This window comes from Flavobacterium sp. GSB-24, from assembly GCF_027924665.1.
Lineage (GTDB): Bacteria > Bacteroidota > Bacteroidia > Flavobacteriales > Flavobacteriaceae > Flavobacterium.
On sequence record NZ_AP027043.1, the window covers coordinates 2,839,575 to 2,854,457 of the forward strand.

Below are 14,883 nucleotides of genomic sequence, written 5' to 3' on the forward strand. Positions count from 1 at the left end.
AAGAGCGAAGCGATTTTTTAGAAAATCTAAAATCTAAAATCTAAAATCTAAAATCTAAAATCTAAAATCTAAAATCTAAAATCTAAAATCTAAAATCTAAAATCTAAAATCTAAAATCTAAAATCTATCCCGAGGCTTCGGGACTAAAATCTAAAATTACTCCTCTTGTCCCCAAGTTGACGGGCTTTCATTCCACTCCAGCAGAGTCGATTGCTGATCTTCAGTGATATATTGTTTTTGAACCGCCAAGTCTAATAAATTTTCGTAGTTGCTCAAAGTAAATAAATCAATATTAGCTTCTTTAAAATTTTCTTCAGCAATGCCAAAACCATATGTAAAAATCGCCGCCATACCTTTAATGTTCGCACCTTCGCTTCTTAAAGCTTCCACAGCCATCAAACTGCTTTTTCCAGTACTAATTAAATCTTCGACAACTACAACATTTTGTCCTTTTTGTAAAAAACCTTCAACTTGGTTTTGTCTTCCGTGTTTTTTAGGCTCCGGACGCACGTATACGAATGGAAGTCCTAAACTTTCGGCAACCAAAATTCCAACTCCAATGGCTCCAGTGGCAACACCAGCGATCACATCGGGTTTTCCAAATTGTTTTTCGATGTTCTTAGCAAACTCATCACGAACATAGTTTCTGATGCTCGGAAATGAAAGAATTAACCTATTATCACAATAAATAGGAGATTTCCAACCAGAAGCCCATGTAAAAGGATTTTCGGGATTCAATTTAATTGCATTTATTTGCAAAAGCAATTCGGCTGTTTTTTCGGCAGTATCTTTATTAAAAATCATAGTACAAATGTATAAAGTTTTTGTAAACGACAAACCACTTTTTTTGACAAATGAAATCTCGAAAGAAACAGATTTCCAATTGTTCTTGTTGGAGAGCATTGATATCGAACAGCTTATCATAAAAATTTTTCAAAATAAAATTCAAAAAGCTATTTTATATCATCCCGACGAAAGTGAAATAATGAAAACCCTTAAAGCCAAAATTCCAGTAAATAAAGCTGGCGGAGGCTTTGTGTACAACAAGAAAGGCGAGGTTCTATTCATTTTTAGAAACGGAAAATGGGATTTACCAAAGGGCGGAATCGAGAAAGGCGAGGACATTGAAGCAACCGCCATGCGCGAAGTAGAGGAAGAAACTGGAGTAAATAAACTTCGTATAATCAATAAACTGCAAAAAACCTATCATATTTTCAAACGCAACGGAAAATACAAATTAAAAATCACGCATTGGTTCGAAATGCATTCAGATTTTGAGGGAACTCCTCACGGACAAATAGAAGAAGGCATCGAAAAAGTGGCTTGGCTAAACCCAGAGCAAATCAAAGAAGCACTTAAAAACTCATACGAAAACATCAAATTGTTGTTTGAAGAAGAGGAAGTTCGAGTAGAAAAAATTGCACCGCCTGTTCCATATCGATCAGGTCCAAATTCAGATATTTAAGTATTGGGGCGTGCCACCAATAAAAAAAATACCCAATCAACTTTGCGTTCATTGGGTATTTTTTTTATTGCTGTCGGGCTTTCGCCGCTACTACGGTAGCTTGGCTCTATCCCTCACGCGAACTTCACTTTCGTATTAAGAATTACCATTTAATTTTATCAAAAGATTATCATCATTAAAAACCGCATTTATTACATTTCCATTCTTTTCGGCTTTAATTTCATTTCCATTAGATGTCAGTTCATAACCTTTTTGAGAAAGATAATTGGTAAAAGCATTTTTGTGGTTTTGAATTTCAAATGTTGAAATAAGTTCTGGAAAAACAGTTAGAATTCGAGCTAATTCTTCGCTCTCAACATTATCTACTGCATCAGATTTAATGGTAACAACCATCGTCCCTTGACCGTAATTTCCAAGATAATAACCACTTGCATTAAACATCTCAACAGCAATCATTCCTATTAGATGTAAATCGTTCTGAGTAGCATCAAATTTTCCAACTGTTAATAAATCAATATTATTTTCTTCGCCGTATTTCTTTAACAAAAGAGCTTGCTTCATAACAGATTCTGCATAACCTCCCGCTTTGTTGTCCCAAATCCAAAGCCATGTTTCTGAAGAATGTGAAAAAGAACCCAAAACCTGCATCGGAAATGTAAGATCATCTCCAAAAGTTATTTCTTCTTTATTCATATCGACGTTCCAAGAAAGGCCGCCAGTTATCTCAAATAGATTTCTTTGTTTTTCCAAAGCAATTGCTCCAAATTTTTCTAAAAAATCATTTTCAGATGCGAAGTGTATAGTATTGTTTGGCTGATTAGTAGTTGATTCTGTATTTTCTTCTTTCTTTTTAAAAAGATTGTTGAATAGTCCCATTTCTTTATGATTTTTAGAATTTTAAATTGATGTTTTCAAATATATAACTTTTAAAATAAGTCAGAAAAACGTTAATTAAATTTATACTTGCTTTGTGAATTTTGAACTTTGCAATTAAAAAACTCATTCCGTAGGAATGTCTCACCGGTAGAAAAAAAAATGAATTACAGTTATACGTTCCTTAGGAACGTTTGATTAACGGAGTAATTATGTCCATAAACAGGTGTCCCTACAGGACACATTCATCAAAACGATATTTTTTTTCTACCGGTGAGATATTCCTATGGAATATATTATCTCGTCACAAACGTCTCTCGCTTTGCGATCTTAACGTTTTTCAAAACCACTCTAAAGAGAAAAAAACTTAGCGCACTTTGCGTTAAAAAAAAGGCAGTAAAAAAATCTACAAAACACGATAAACAGGATACTGCATATGTGCCTTTTCATAATAAACAGAATGCTTGTAAATCCAATTTAACTGTGCTTCTGCATTTTTAGCAAACTCGCGGTCGTTTTGTTTTTTGGTTTCTAATTCTGCTTTTAGAGCTGGATTATCTTTTAAAAGCTGCGCCGCGGTATCTTCAAAAATATATTCTGAGTAATGTTCTTTTTGCTGTAAAATCGGATCGAAGAAATTCCAGTTAAAGAAAGAGTCAACACCTTCTGGCTCAAAAGCTTCTAGAAGATATTTTACACCTTTTTGATTTGTTGGAACAATGTAATCTCCTTTGGCGAAAGCCATTTTAACCATTTTAGAAGTTACGGTCGTGTTTCTGTGTAAATAATGCCCTTCGTAAGCAGACGGAACAGTTTTAAAATCGGCAATTCTGTAGCTTTCAACTTCTATAATTGTATCGTTTTTAATTTGTTTAAACGAGATATTATTGTTTTTCAAAAGTTCAATAATATTCCAATAACCGCGTGGAATGATATAAGCAGACGGAATAATAACATCTTTTACCGATTTGAATTCTTTGATATACGGAACATCTTTTTTGTATGGTTTGGTTCTGTCATAATACAAACGATTTCCTGTTGTAGCGTCGCTTTTTTTGTAACCTGCTTCATAACCCAAAAACGAAAAAGTGGTCGCTTTTGTACTGTCCAATTCCCATTTTAGAGTATATGATTTTTTAGGCTGATATTGTTCTAAATTCTTTGCTCTTAAATCTTTTATCTTTTGATAATTCGCATCGGTAAAATCCAAAGTCGATTTCATGTATTCGTAGGTCATTTTTACACGTTCTGCATATTTTTTCAGCATGTGTGTTTCAACTACAAAACCAATCGTATTAAATAGGGAAGTGTAACCCGTTGTGTATCGCGGACTATCTACAAACTGCCCAAAACCTTTGTCTGGAGTATCTTTAAACGAATCGACATAAGGCGTAGTTTCAATTTTCTTCTTCTGAAGATCTTTGACCAAAGCAGGCATCATTTCGTTATTCATAAAATCACCCAAAACAGTTCCGAGTTTATTATGCTGTGTCATAATGTACGTCAATTTGTATTGATAATCAGAACCGTTACTTACGTGATTGTCAATAAAAACGTCGGCATTTATCTTTTGGAAAATCTCGACAAAACTTTTGGTGTTTCTTGTGTCAGATTTCATCATATCGCGGTTCAAATCGTAATTTCTCGCATTTCCTCTAAAACCATAAATTTCGGGTCCGTCTTGGTTCGCTCGAGTTGTCGAATTTCGGTTTAAAGCACCACCAATATTATAAACGGGAATGGTAACTAAAACAGTATTTTTAGGCGCTTTCAGTTTGCCAATTGCCAAATCTCTGTAGAATTGCATGGTAGCGTCTATTCCGTCAGGTTCACCTGCATGGATACCGTTATTAACAAATAAAACGGCTTTGGTTTTCTGTATTTTATCAAAATCAAATTCCTTGTCAGGATTGAAGGTAATCATATGCAAAGGTTCTCCAGAATCTGTCAGTCCCATTTCTTTCATTTGAATAGTTGGAAAATCGGCAGCGAGCATTTTAAAATAAGCGATAGTTTCTTGATAAGTTGCCGATTGATTTCCGTTTCCTTTCTCAAAAAAAGTGTCGTATTTTTTGTTGTTTTGAGCGAAAAGGGTAATGGTGAAAAGTGAAATGAAAAAGGTAAAAAGTTTCATGGTTTTGGTTTTAATCAAAATCAAATATAGTTTTTTATTTGTTTAAAAGTTTCAAATTTCAGGTTTCAAGTTGATTGACTTTGTGTTTTTTACCGCAAAGCACGCAAGGTTTTTTATGTATGGGTTTTATAAAAACGTAAAGTTGGCAAAGCTTTGAACTAAACTTTGCGAACTTTGTGTAAACCTTTGCGTGCTTTGCGGTTAAAAAACTTTCCCTACTTTTGCAAAATGAATAAAAAACACCATTCCAACAATATACTTTCGAATTTAGGGATTCAGAGTCTGAACGAAATGCAGGAAATGGCGCAAGATGCCATTTTAAACGAAAACAACGTTTTATTACTTTCTCCAACTGGATCTGGAAAAACATTGGCTTTTTTGCTTCCAATTTTAGAATTATTGCAGCCTGAGATTCTTTCTGTTCAATGTCTAATTTTGGTTCCTTCCCGCGAACTTGGACTTCAGATCGAACAGGTTTGGAAAAAAATGGGAACGCAGTATAAAGTAAATATCTGCTACGGTGGACATTCAATCGACACAGAAATCAAAAATTTAAGCAATCCGCCTGCGGTTTTAATTGGAACGCCAGGAAGAATTGCCGATCATATTGACAGAGATACTTTTAGAACCGATAAAATTCAGACTTTAATTTTGGATGAATTTGATAAATCGCTTCAATTAGGCTTTCACGAACAAATGTCTTTCATCATTGGCAGATTATCGAAAGTAAATAAAAGGGTTTTAGTTTCGGCAACTTCCGATATTGAAATTCCGAAATACACACGCGTTGTAAATCCAACAATTTTAGATTTTATTCCAGAGGAAGAAGAAAAAGCTAATCTTTCGATGAAAATGGTGGTTTCGCCAGCTAAAGATAAATTACAGAGTTTGTTCAATTTAATTTGTTCTTTAAATTCAGAATCGGCGATTATTTTTTGTAATCATCGCGATGCTGCAGAACGTATCAGCGATACTTTAAACGAAAAAGGAATTTATTCGGTTTATTATCACGGGGGAATGGATCAGGACGAACGTGAGCGCGCTTTAATTCAGTTTAGAAATGGAAGCGTCAGCTATTTGGTTACAACGGATTTAGCAGCTAGAGGTTTGGATATTCCAGAAATGAAACACGTTATTCATTATCACCTCCCATTGAAAGAAGACGAATTCACGCATAGAAATGGGCGTACAGCGCGTATGCAGGCAACTGGAACGTCTTATGTTATCATTCACGAAAGTGAAAAACAATTAGATTATATTGATTATGAAATGGCAGTTTTAAATGTTGAAGGAAAAGTTTCACTGCCAAATCCACCTCAATTTCAAACTATTTATATCAGCGGCGGTAAGAAAACAAAACTAAATAAATTTGATATTGTGGGTTTCTTTTCTCAAAAGGGAAAATTAGAAAAAGACGATTTAGGTTTAATTGAAGTAAAAGATTTTGTTTCGTTTGCAGCCGTAAGATTCAATAAGGTAAAAGAACTTCTGAAAAATATTAAGGACGAAAAGATGAAAGGCAAAAAGTTCAAAATTGAGGTTGCCCGAAATGTCATCAAGAAAGAAGAAGAGGAGAAAAGAGGGAGATATTAGTTATGCTAAACGAGCGAATAATTTGATTAAAGAGTTTTTTTGACTTTGGATTTATCTCCTTGTATTTCAGATGTTTAGAATTCTTTAACTAAGTTTTACAATTTTATGTTAAAAAAATAATGATTTGATAGGTGTTTTTTCAATATTTCTATGTTTTTTTGCTACAGTAAAATTGTAACCCCAAATACTATATGAAAAAGATTATTACTCTTGCCGCATTGTTTTTTACTTTTGTTTCGTTTGCACAGGTTAAGGTTCTAGAAACGGTTCCTGTAGAAAAATTAGGAAAAGTAAATAACAACTACATTCAGAAAATTGGTGAAGAATACACTGTGTATTACACTATTGTTCAAAGTGATGACGATTCGACTTTGAGAAAATTTTCATTCAAGAACATCGATAATGCTTATAACTCTTTATACAACATTATCATGGGCGGATTTACAGCTTCTCCGTTGTACGATATCAAATTAGAGTTACCTAACAACTACATTTGGTTGCACTACACAGGAAATGTGGTTCCAGACAAATCTACAGTTCAGTTTATGGTTTCTGGTAAAGAAAGAGACGCAGCAACAAACAACGTTTCTGAGCCATTCGTAAAAGACCAAATCAATAAATTATTTCAAAAATAATTTTTCGATATATGTATAAAAAGCCGTTCTATTTGAACGGCTTTTTTGTTTCAAGTTTCAGGTTGATAAACTTTGTCTTTAATTTTAACGCAAAGCTCGCTAAGTTTTTTTATTTAAAGGCTTTTAAAAGCACAAAGTTCGCAAAGCTTTGTGAATAAAACTTTGTGAACTTTGCGTAAATCTTTGTGTGCTTTGCGGTTAAATACTGAGTATTCAAAAAAAAACTTAGAATCTTAACATCTCAGAACCTTAGCAACTTTATTTAAATCTTCTTCACATACTGCGTTATAATCACAATCTGCTGTCCATCAACTTTTCCTTCGATGTATTCAGCGTTTTCGTGGTCTAAACGAATGTTTCTCACAGCAGTTCCTTGTTTGGCAACCATGCTGGATCCTTTTACTTTAAGATCTTTAATTAAAACTACAGAATATCCATGTTGTAGTACAACACCGTTACTGTCACGATGAACTAATTTATTTTCGTCATCTTCGCCTTCGCCAGTTGCTTGTGCCCATGCGAGAGTATCTTCATCTAAATACATCATGTCCAATAATTCCTGAGGCCATCCTGCAGCACGCAAACGGCTTAACATTCTCCAAGCAACAACTTGCACAGCAACATTTTCATTCCACATGCTGTCGTTAAGGCATCTCCAGTGATTTAAATCGACGTTATCTGGATTTTCAATTTGGTCAATACAAGTATTACAGGCTAATATAGCTTCATCTATACCGCCTTTTTGAGTTGGCAGTACTTGATAAACTTTAAGGTTTTCTTCGTTTCCGCAAAGTTCACATTTAGATCCGCTTCGTTTGCTTAATTCTCTTTCGATACTCATTGTTTGGTGTTTATTTTAAAAATGCGAAATTACTTATAATTTGCTTCGCTTGCAAGTTTATGTTTTTGTGTCATTGCGAGGAACGAAGCAATTTCATACTTAATTTTAACAAAGTAAGCATAGTCCGTTTGCTTTGTTCCTTGCTATGACTTAGCGTGTAGTGTTATTTCTTAACCCTAACCGCATCAGGAACCAGCATTTCATACTCACCTCCATGACGCAATACATCACGAACAATACTCGAACTAATAAATGATGTACTTGCAGCAGTTAATAAAAATACTGTTTCTATTTTAGAAAGTTTTCTATTCGTATGCGCAATAGCTTTTTCAAATTCGAAATCTGCTGGGTTGCGAAGACCTCTTAAAATAAAATTGGCTTTTAGTTTTTTTGCCAGATCAATGGTTAAACCTTCATAAGTGATAACTGATACTTTCGGTTCGTCTTTAAAAGTTTCTTCAATAAAACGCTTTCTTTCTTCTAATGAAAACATGTATTTTTTTTCGGCATTTACACCAATCGCAATTACAATTTCGTCAAACAAAGGAATTCCTCTTTTGATAATGTCTTCATGTCCAAGTGTAATAGGATCAAAGGATCCGGGGAATATTGCTCTTCTCATTTTTTGAGGTTCTAAGGTTCTGAGTTACTAAGATTCTAAGTTTTGATCTTTATTTAGGTAATTCTAAGGGTTTTTATTGCTGGAACCCATTCGTCTTTTTTACAGATTTTACATTTTGCGGTTCCTTTTTTTTGTTCTTCGGTATGACCGCAAAAAGTGCAGGAATAAATTCCGTCACTTAGAATGTTTTTACTTTTTTGATGAAAAAGTAAAGGCAAAATAGGAAGGCCGTGTTTCACTTCTTCATCTTTGTAAAAAAAGACACTGATTTCTCCGCTTGTTTCTATAAAAGCATGTTTTACTTGTCCTAAATGTTCAATAGATTTGATTCTTAATTCAGAGAAAAATTCGTCCTGAGCCAAAGATTCTTTTCTAAAAGTTGAGATAGAAAATTTTCCATCATTAATTAAACATTCGGTTTTGCCTTCTATAAATTCCTCGAATTTTTTACTCTTTCCAGTAAGCCATGTTACACCGCGATATAGGATAATGATAACTAAGAAAACAATCGCTGCCGGTATTATTCCGACATCTTCATAAAACATTGGATCGCCGGCGGCCGAACCAAGCGCAATAACAATTACGGTTTCGAATATAGATAATTGTTTTACTCCTCTTTTACCAGCTAACTTTAATGTAAGCAGTAAAATAGTAAACATAACCGTTGAACGAAATATTACTTCCAGAAGGAAAACCTGGGGTAATTCGTTAAATAACAATCTATTCCATTCAAAGATTTCTTTCATTTTTTTTAAGGTTCTAAGGTTCTGAGGGGCTAAGTTTCTAAGTTTTTTAGGTTTAAGCTTTTGATAACTTAGACTTCACTCAGCCTGACAGTATTGGGTTAAAAAATAAGGTTCTGAGATCTTAGTAACTTAGCATCTCAGAACCTTAGTATCTTTTTTAAGCTAGAGCTAACTCAATCGCATTGGTGAATAAATCTTCTAGTGAAATTCCGGCTGCTTTTGATTGCTGCGGAATCAAACTTTCTGTCGTTAAACCTGGAATAGTATTCATTTCCAGCATGTACGGTTCGTTGTCTACGATGATAAATTCGCTTCGGGAGAAACCTTTCATCTTTAAAACTTCGTAAGCACGTTTTGCTATTTCGCCTACTTTTTGAGTCAACTCATCAGAAATTCTTGCAGGTGTTATTTCCTGTGATTTTCCTTCGTATTTAGCTTCGTAATCAAAGAAATCATTTTCTGAAACGATTTCAGTCATAGGTAAAACTTTAATTTCACCTTTATAATTAATTACGCCCACAGAAACTTCAGTTCCGTCAAGGAAACTTTCTATGATGATTTCATTGTCTTCTTTGTACGCCACTTCGATTGCAATTGGCAGTTCAGCTTCGGTTTTTACTTTAGAAATTCCAAAACTTGAACCTGCCTTGTTTGGTTTAACGAAACATGGAAGTCCAACTTTTTTAACAATTTCAGCTGTATTGATTTCGTCTCCTTTGTTCAAATAATAAGAGATTGCCGTTTTGATTCCGTATGGTTTTAAAACCGATAATAAATCTCTTTTATTGAATGTAAGTGCAGATTGGTAATAATCGCAAGAAGATTGCGGCATACCGATTAATTCGAAATATGCCTGCATTAATCCGTCTTCGCCTGGAGTTCCGTGAATTGCGTTGAAAACACAATCAAAAGTTATTTTTTCTCCGTTTACTGTTACTGAAAAGTCATTTTTATCGATTGGGAATTCGGCATCATTTTGGTCTACATAAACCCATTTTTCTTTGAAAATGTGAACTCGAAATCCGTTGTATTTTGTTTTATCAAGATATTGGTATACAACGTTTCCGCTGATCAGTGAAATTTTGTATTCGCTTGAATATCCGCCCATGATGATGGCAATGTTTTTCATTTTATTGTTTATTTGTTTAATCGTTTTGTTATTTAATCGATTTTATTGTTTCTAATTGTACTAATTTTTACGAATTATGTTTGTTCGTTATATTTGTCAGACTGAGCGAAGTCGAAGTCCCCGCAAAGTAATTCGGCAAACGGGACTTCGACTTCGCTCAGTCAAACAATTTCTTGCATTCTTGTTTTAAACAAAATTATCATTTTTTTTGAAACGAAATACTTTATCTTTGTCGCTATTAAAAATAAATTTATGAGTTTACGTCAGTATTTAACAAGCCGAGTTTTTTTCTTGCAATTGCTTGCGGCCGCAGCTATCATTGCGGTTATTGGTTATTTATTTATGCATTGGTTGACTTTTACAACTGATCACGGACATGAAATAGCTGTTCCGAATTTGTCTAAACTGACTGAGGAACAAGTAGAAGAGAAATTGGATGAACTGGATTTAGACTACGTACTGCTGGACAGTGTTGATTACAGAAGTGAATTCCCAAAATATAGTGTTGTTGAGCAGGATCCGCTGCCGGGAACTAAAGTAAAAGTGGGAAGAAAAATTTATATTAAGATTAATGCTTCAGGCTTTTCTTCTGTTAAAATTCCTGATTTGATCGAGAAAACGTATCGTGAAGCAGTTCCGACTTTAAAAGCTTTAGGACTTGAGCCAGGAACGATTACTTATATTCCGAATCTTGGAAAAGATATGGTATTGGAAATGCGTTTAAAAGGCAGAAATTTAAAAGTAGGAGACCGCGTATTGAAAGCGTCTAAAATCGATTTGGTTTTAGGCGACGGAAAAGCAAGCTATGTAGATGAAAGTCAGGCAGACAGTACAGCAACTGAGCCTGCAGAAACCCCACAAGATGAACAATAATATTGAAGAAAATTTAGATCTGGAAGACGAATTATTTGAGCATTACAGATTTGAAGTACCTAAAGGTCAGGCGTTTTTGCGTATTGACAAATATTTAATGAATTTGATTCAGAATGCTACGCGCAACAAGATCCAGAACGCAGCAACTGAAGGAAACATTTTTGTAAATGATATTCCAGTAAAATCAAATTATAAAGTAAAACCTTTTGATGTGATTACGGTTATGTTATCGCATCCGCCGTTTGAAAATCATATTCTTCCTGAAGATATTCCGCTGAATATTGTTTATGAAGATGATGCTCTTTTATTGATCAATAAGGAGCCGGGAATGGTTGTACACCCAGGTCACGGAAATTACACCGGAACTTTGGTAAATGCCTTGGCACATCATTTTGATAATCTGCCAATGAACAGCAGTGAACGTCCTGGTCTGGTGCACCGTATTGATAAAGATACTTCTGGTCTTTTGGTTGTGGCTAAAACAGAAGCTGCAATGACACATTTAGCAAAACAATTTGAAGCTAAAACGACTGAACGTGAGTATATTGCTCTAGTTTGGGGAAATGTTGTGGCTGAAAGCGGTACCATTGAAGGAAATCTGGCAAGACACTTAAAAGATCGTATGCAAATGGCGGTTTTTGACGATCCAGAAATTGGGAAACCGGCGATTACGCATTATAAAGTTTTGGAACGTTTTGGTTACGTAACTTTGATTTCTTGTAAACTGGAAACTGGAAGAACGCATCAAATTCGTGCGCACATGAAACACATCGGACATCCGTTGTTTAATGATGAACGTTATGGCGGACATTTAATCTTAAAAGGAACTACTTTTACAAAATACAAACAGTTTATAGACAATTGTTTTAAAGCTTTGCCTCGTCAGGCACTGCATGCTAAAACGCTTGGTTTTGTTCACCCAAATACAGGTGAATTAATGCGTTTTGATACAGAATTACCAAAGGATTTTCAAGATTGTATCGAAAAGTGGCGTAATTATGTGAAGTCGCATAATGTTGAGGATGAAGATGCTTAATTAGATAAATTAGGGAATTTGTCAATTAGATAATTAGATAATTTTTCCTTAACTAAATGAAATAGAAAAAGCTCCTTTTCGGAGCTTTTTTCGTTTTACCATTCCAATATTCTGTAGAGGCGCACAGCAGTGCGTCTCCTCAACGAATATTCACAATGTGTTAGACGCACTGCGGTGCTTCTCTACAGTTATGCTTTATGTTATTAATTTAATTCTTAAAGAGATTTAATTTTTAAACCAGTTATTTTTACTTCACCGTTGGTTATAAAACCTAGTTTTCCTTTTTGGTTTAAATTGCTTTTTTCAAGAGAACATTCTAAAGAAGTTTTGTTGTCTACAGAAAAGAATAATTGATTGTTTTGGACTTTAATTTTTACGGAATACCATTTGTTATTTTCTAATTCCATTGGTTTTTTAAACAACGTTTTTCCGCCTCGTTTACCATACGAATTGTCTTTTTTATCATAAATTCCATCGCCAATTACTATGTTTTGATCAATTTGGTACAAGTATGTTCTAATGTATTTTCCTTTATCCAAATTAAGCATTATTTCAAATAAAGATTCTCCTGTCATATTGACTTTTAAATCAATTTCATAATTCTCTGGAAGCTGTTTTTTCGAAACCAAGACTCCCCAAGGAGAAAGAGAACCATTTCCTGTAAGAGTGTCTTTTTTTAGAATCCATTCTTTAGAATTAATCGTCCAATCTGATTTTAGTTCTTTTGAATTGTTTAAAGTATATTCTTTTTTTACTGTTGAAATAGTGCTCGAGCAAGAAATGAATAACAGCTGTAAAATAAGAATTGATGCAATTTTAATTTTCATTTAATTTAATTCTGAGTGGTATTTTATTTTTCCGATTGATCCTGTTTCAGCTGGCAAAAGTTCGAAGACAGAAGTAGGAGCAAGGCCTTTTTCGATTCGGTGAGAAACGTAAATGATGCTTACATTAGTTTCCTGTTTAATAGTGTTGATTAATTGAATTACCAATTCTACATTTTCGTCGTCTAAACCTTCAACTGGTTCGTCTAAAATTAATAAAGGCGGATGTTTTAAAACGGCGCGGACAATTAAAGCCACACGCTGCTGTCCAACAGAAAGATCAATAAAACGTTTTTTACGCAAATGTGACATTTCTATCACTTCAAGCCATTGCGTTACAATTTGCTTTTGATGTGTTGTTGGTTCCGTATAAAGTCCTATCTGGTCAAAGAACCCAGATAAAATCATTTGTTCTAAAGTGTGGCTTTTTTGAAATAAATCGGTCATCGAAGTTGCGAAGATTCCAATTTGTTTTTTAATATCCCAAACACTTTCGCCAGTTCCTTTTTTTCTGCCAAACAAAAATAAATTCTGCCCAAAACCTTTTGGATTATCGCCTGTAATTAAGGATAAAATAGTGCTTTTTCCAGAACCGTTAGGACCAATTAACTGCCAAAATTCGCCTTGTTTTACGGTCCACGAAATGTTATTTATAATTTTACGTTCTTCGTAACTTACAGAAACATCTTCTAGTTTAATTAATACACTTTCGTGAAAGTCATGAGGTTCTAAAGCTTTTGGAATTGCTGCTGTATTTAAAGTTTTAAAGTGGTTTTCGGTTTTCACTAAAGCATGTAATTCGAAAGTATTGTCTTTTATTAACGCTTTATTTGGAACAAAATCTAATACGTCAACAGTACGGTTTAAAATTTGAATAATAGCAATTTCGGTTGTGAGATCTTTTAAAGAATCAGCGAGGATTACTCTTGAAGGCTGATCTAAATGATCAAACGGATTATCAAAAATGATAAATTCGGGTTTTTGTTCAATGCAGTAACGTAAAAACTCTTTTTTGCGTTCTCCAGAAGAAAAGGTTCTTAATTGTCTATTTGATGTTTTAGAGGCTTCAACGCTGTCGTATTGAAACTCTTTTTCTATGAATTTCTCGATTGCAATATCAGAGAACAGAATTCCTTTTTGGTTATTAAAAACCGCTAATTCTCCTTTTGCTTCACCGTTTAAAATATTGTCTATAAATGCTTTTTTATTTACCTGATTTGATAAAAGTATATCCCAATGCTGCATGGTGTATTTTTAGTATTATTTATTCTCTTTTAATGCCATTTCGCGATCGTTTCTCGACCATTCGCTCCAAGAACCTACATATAATTTCGGAATCGGAAGTCCAGCGTAGTCCATTGCTAATAAAGTGTGACAGGCTGTAACGCCAGAACCGCAATGTACAATTGTATTTTCGCTTTTTTTATCTCCAATTATAGCTTTGTATTTTTTGGCTAATTCTTCAGGAGATTTGAAAAATCCGTTTTCGTCTAAATTTTCAGTCAGCGGTACATTTATAGCTCCAGGGATATGTCCCGCAATTAGATCTAAAGGTTCTATGAGTCCGTCAAATCTGTTTTTGTCTCGAACATCAATTACAATATTTTGATCGTTTTTACGGGCTTTTTCGACTTCTTCTATCTCTGCCAGCGGTAATTTCCATTTTTGAACAGGATAAGTTGTTTTATCAAAAATCTCAATTCCAGAACTGGTTGGAAAACCAGATTGAATTGCAGACTGAAGACCGCCATTTAAAACCTGAATTTTTTCATGTCCGACAGCGCGCATCATCCACCAGAATCGGGCTGCGAAATTAGAACCATTTTTATCATCATAAACTATAACATGGTCTGAAGCTGAAATTCCGATAGAAGAAAGTGTTTTCGAAAAATCTTCCACAGCTGGCAAAGGATGTCGTCCGCCGTTTGCGGGATTTTCTGTAACTGCTGCTAAATCTCGATTTAAGTCTACAAATCGCGCTCCTTTTAAATGTTCTTTTTGATAGATTTCAAAAGAGTCTGCACCCGTTCGCGCATCAATTAAAATGATATCTGAACGATTTAATAGAATTAATTCTTCTGCTGTAATTAACGGAGAAATTGAATTAGACAT

General features: G+C 34.3%; 15 protein-coding genes. 5 read left to right on the forward strand and 10 right to left on the reverse strand.

The window, feature by feature from the left end:
• Positions 1 to 156 precede the first annotated feature (156 nt).
• Entirely contained in the window at positions 157 to 804 is a 648-nt protein-coding gene (gene pyrE / locus QMG60_RS12355; RefSeq protein WP_057118557.1) for an orotate phosphoribosyltransferase, read from the reverse strand.
• Between the two features lie 7 nt (positions 805 to 811).
• Here pyrE and QMG60_RS12360 point away from each other — a divergent pair, with 7 nt between their 5' ends.
• A complete protein-coding gene (locus tag QMG60_RS12360; RefSeq protein ID WP_057118556.1) occupies positions 812 to 1,465 on the forward strand; it encodes an NUDIX domain-containing protein in 654 nt (217 codons plus the stop codon).
• Between the two features lie 135 nt (positions 1,466 to 1,600).
• Here the strand turns inward: QMG60_RS12360 and QMG60_RS12365 are convergent, their stop codons facing one another.
• Together QMG60_RS12365 and QMG60_RS12370 are read right to left on the reverse strand one after the other, a co-directional pair.
• The gene (locus QMG60_RS12365; protein ID WP_134141081.1) at positions 1,601 to 2,341 is read right to left on the reverse strand and encodes a DUF6882 domain-containing protein; all 741 of its coding nucleotides are present in this window, start codon (positions 2,339 to 2,341) and stop codon (positions 1,601 to 1,603) included.
• A 403-nt stretch (positions 2,342 to 2,744) separates the two neighbouring features.
• Positions 2,745 to 4,472, reverse strand: coding sequence for a M14 family metallopeptidase (locus QMG60_RS12370; RefSeq protein ID WP_281865076.1), 1,728 nt, complete (start codon positions 4,470 to 4,472; stop codon positions 2,745 to 2,747).
• A gap of 228 nt (positions 4,473 to 4,700) precedes the next feature.
• On the opposite strand from QMG60_RS12370, the gene QMG60_RS12375 reads away from it, so the two are divergent.
• Both QMG60_RS12375 and QMG60_RS12380 read left to right on the forward strand, forming a co-directional pair.
• Positions 4,701 to 6,065: a DEAD/DEAH box helicase gene (locus QMG60_RS12375; RefSeq protein WP_281865077.1), complete on the forward strand. Its 1,365-nt coding sequence runs from the start codon at positions 4,701 to 4,703 to the stop codon at positions 6,063 to 6,065.
• Between the two features lie 191 nt (positions 6,066 to 6,256).
• Positions 6,257 to 6,700 carry a hypothetical protein gene (locus tag QMG60_RS12380; protein ID WP_281865078.1) on the forward strand — a complete coding sequence of 148 codons (444 nt, stop codon included), beginning with the start codon at positions 6,257 to 6,259 and terminating at the stop codon, positions 6,698 to 6,700.
• Positions 6,701 to 6,962: 262 nt separating this feature from the next.
• Here QMG60_RS12380 and QMG60_RS12385 read toward each other — a convergent pair whose 3' ends face one another.
• From QMG60_RS12385 to QMG60_RS12400, 4 genes are all read right to left on the reverse strand, one after another.
• On the reverse strand, positions 6,963 to 7,541 hold the full coding sequence (locus QMG60_RS12385; protein WP_281865079.1) for an alkylphosphonate utilization protein: 579 nt from the start codon (positions 7,539 to 7,541) through the stop codon (positions 6,963 to 6,965).
• A gap of 163 nt (positions 7,542 to 7,704) precedes the next feature.
• A complete protein-coding gene (gene coaD / locus QMG60_RS12390; RefSeq protein WP_057118550.1) occupies positions 7,705 to 8,163 on the reverse strand; it encodes a pantetheine-phosphate adenylyltransferase in 459 nt (152 codons plus the stop codon).
• A 53-nt stretch (positions 8,164 to 8,216) separates the two neighbouring features.
• Positions 8,217 to 8,909, reverse strand: a complete 693-nt coding sequence (locus QMG60_RS12395) for a YetF domain-containing protein (protein WP_281865080.1) — start codon at positions 8,907 to 8,909, stop codon at positions 8,217 to 8,219.
• Positions 8,910 to 9,066: 157 nt separating this feature from the next.
• Positions 9,067 to 10,038: a D-alanine--D-alanine ligase gene (locus QMG60_RS12400; protein ID WP_281865081.1), complete on the reverse strand. Its 972-nt coding sequence runs from the start codon at positions 10,036 to 10,038 to the stop codon at positions 9,067 to 9,069.
• Between the two features lie 252 nt (positions 10,039 to 10,290).
• On the opposite strand from QMG60_RS12400, the gene QMG60_RS12405 reads away from it, so the two are divergent.
• Together QMG60_RS12405 and QMG60_RS12410 are read left to right on the forward strand one after the other, a co-directional pair.
• Positions 10,291 to 10,911 carry a PASTA domain-containing protein gene (locus QMG60_RS12405; RefSeq protein ID WP_057118547.1) on the forward strand — a complete coding sequence of 207 codons (621 nt, stop codon included), beginning with the start codon at positions 10,291 to 10,293 and terminating at the stop codon, positions 10,909 to 10,911.
• Complete coding sequence (locus QMG60_RS12410; protein ID WP_281865082.1) at positions 10,901 to 11,947, forward strand: RluA family pseudouridine synthase; 1,047 nt, start codon at positions 10,901 to 10,903, stop codon at positions 11,945 to 11,947. The genes QMG60_RS12405 and QMG60_RS12410 overlap by 11 nt, the downstream gene beginning before the upstream one ends.
• 215 nt (positions 11,948 to 12,162) lie before the next feature.
• Here QMG60_RS12410 and QMG60_RS12415 read toward each other — a convergent pair whose 3' ends face one another.
• From QMG60_RS12415 to QMG60_RS12425, 3 genes are read right to left on the reverse strand one after another with little or no spacing between them, the layout of a single operon-like run.
• The gene (locus QMG60_RS12415; RefSeq protein ID WP_281865083.1) at positions 12,163 to 12,774 is read right to left on the reverse strand and encodes a family 16 glycoside hydrolase; all 612 of its coding nucleotides are present in this window, start codon (positions 12,772 to 12,774) and stop codon (positions 12,163 to 12,165) included.
• The gene (locus tag QMG60_RS12420; protein ID WP_281865084.1) at positions 12,775 to 14,016 is read right to left on the reverse strand and encodes an ATP-binding cassette domain-containing protein; all 1,242 of its coding nucleotides are present in this window, start codon (positions 14,014 to 14,016) and stop codon (positions 12,775 to 12,777) included. It abuts the gene before it with no gap.
• A 15-nt stretch (positions 14,017 to 14,031) separates the two neighbouring features.
• The gene (locus QMG60_RS12425; RefSeq protein WP_281865085.1) at positions 14,032 to 14,883 is read right to left on the reverse strand and encodes a sulfurtransferase; all 852 of its coding nucleotides are present in this window, start codon (positions 14,881 to 14,883) and stop codon (positions 14,032 to 14,034) included.

What these genes read in the sequence shown, in the direction of transcription:
- pyrE (WP_057118557.1), bottom strand. Translation starts at nt 804, where the DNA reads ATGATTTTTAATAAAGATACTGCCGAAAAAACAGCCGAATTGCTTTTG.
- QMG60_RS12360 (WP_057118556.1), top strand. Translation starts at nt 812, where the DNA reads ATGTATAAAGTTTTTGTAAACGACAAACCACTTTTTTTGACAAATGAA.
- QMG60_RS12365 (WP_134141081.1), bottom strand. Translation starts at nt 2,341, where the DNA reads ATGGGACTATTCAACAATCTTTTTAAAAAGAAAGAAGAAAATACAGAA.
- QMG60_RS12370 (WP_281865076.1), bottom strand. Translation starts at nt 4,472, where the DNA reads ATGAAACTTTTTACCTTTTTCATTTCACTTTTCACCATTACCCTTTTC.
- QMG60_RS12375 (WP_281865077.1), top strand. Translation starts at nt 4,701, where the DNA reads ATGAATAAAAAACACCATTCCAACAATATACTTTCGAATTTAGGGATT.
- QMG60_RS12380 (WP_281865078.1), top strand. Translation starts at nt 6,257, where the DNA reads ATGAAAAAGATTATTACTCTTGCCGCATTGTTTTTTACTTTTGTTTCG.
- QMG60_RS12385 (WP_281865079.1), bottom strand. Translation starts at nt 7,541, where the DNA reads ATGAGTATCGAAAGAGAATTAAGCAAACGAAGCGGATCTAAATGTGAA.
- coaD (WP_057118550.1), bottom strand. Translation starts at nt 8,163, where the DNA reads ATGAGAAGAGCAATATTCCCCGGATCCTTTGATCCTATTACACTTGGA.
- QMG60_RS12395 (WP_281865080.1), bottom strand. Translation starts at nt 8,909, where the DNA reads ATGAAAGAAATCTTTGAATGGAATAGATTGTTATTTAACGAATTACCC.
- QMG60_RS12400 (WP_281865081.1), bottom strand. Translation starts at nt 10,038, where the DNA reads ATGAAAAACATTGCCATCATCATGGGCGGATATTCAAGCGAATACAAA.
- QMG60_RS12405 (WP_057118547.1), top strand. Translation starts at nt 10,291, where the DNA reads ATGAGTTTACGTCAGTATTTAACAAGCCGAGTTTTTTTCTTGCAATTG.
- QMG60_RS12410 (WP_281865082.1), top strand. Translation starts at nt 10,901, where the DNA reads ATGAACAATAATATTGAAGAAAATTTAGATCTGGAAGACGAATTATTT.
- QMG60_RS12415 (WP_281865083.1), bottom strand. Translation starts at nt 12,774, where the DNA reads ATGAAAATTAAAATTGCATCAATTCTTATTTTACAGCTGTTATTCATT.
- QMG60_RS12420 (WP_281865084.1), bottom strand. Translation starts at nt 14,016, where the DNA reads ATGCAGCATTGGGATATACTTTTATCAAATCAGGTAAATAAAAAAGCA.
- QMG60_RS12425 (WP_281865085.1), bottom strand. Translation starts at nt 14,883, where the DNA reads ATGTCTAATTCAATTTCTCCGTTAATTACAGCAGAAGAATTAATTCTA.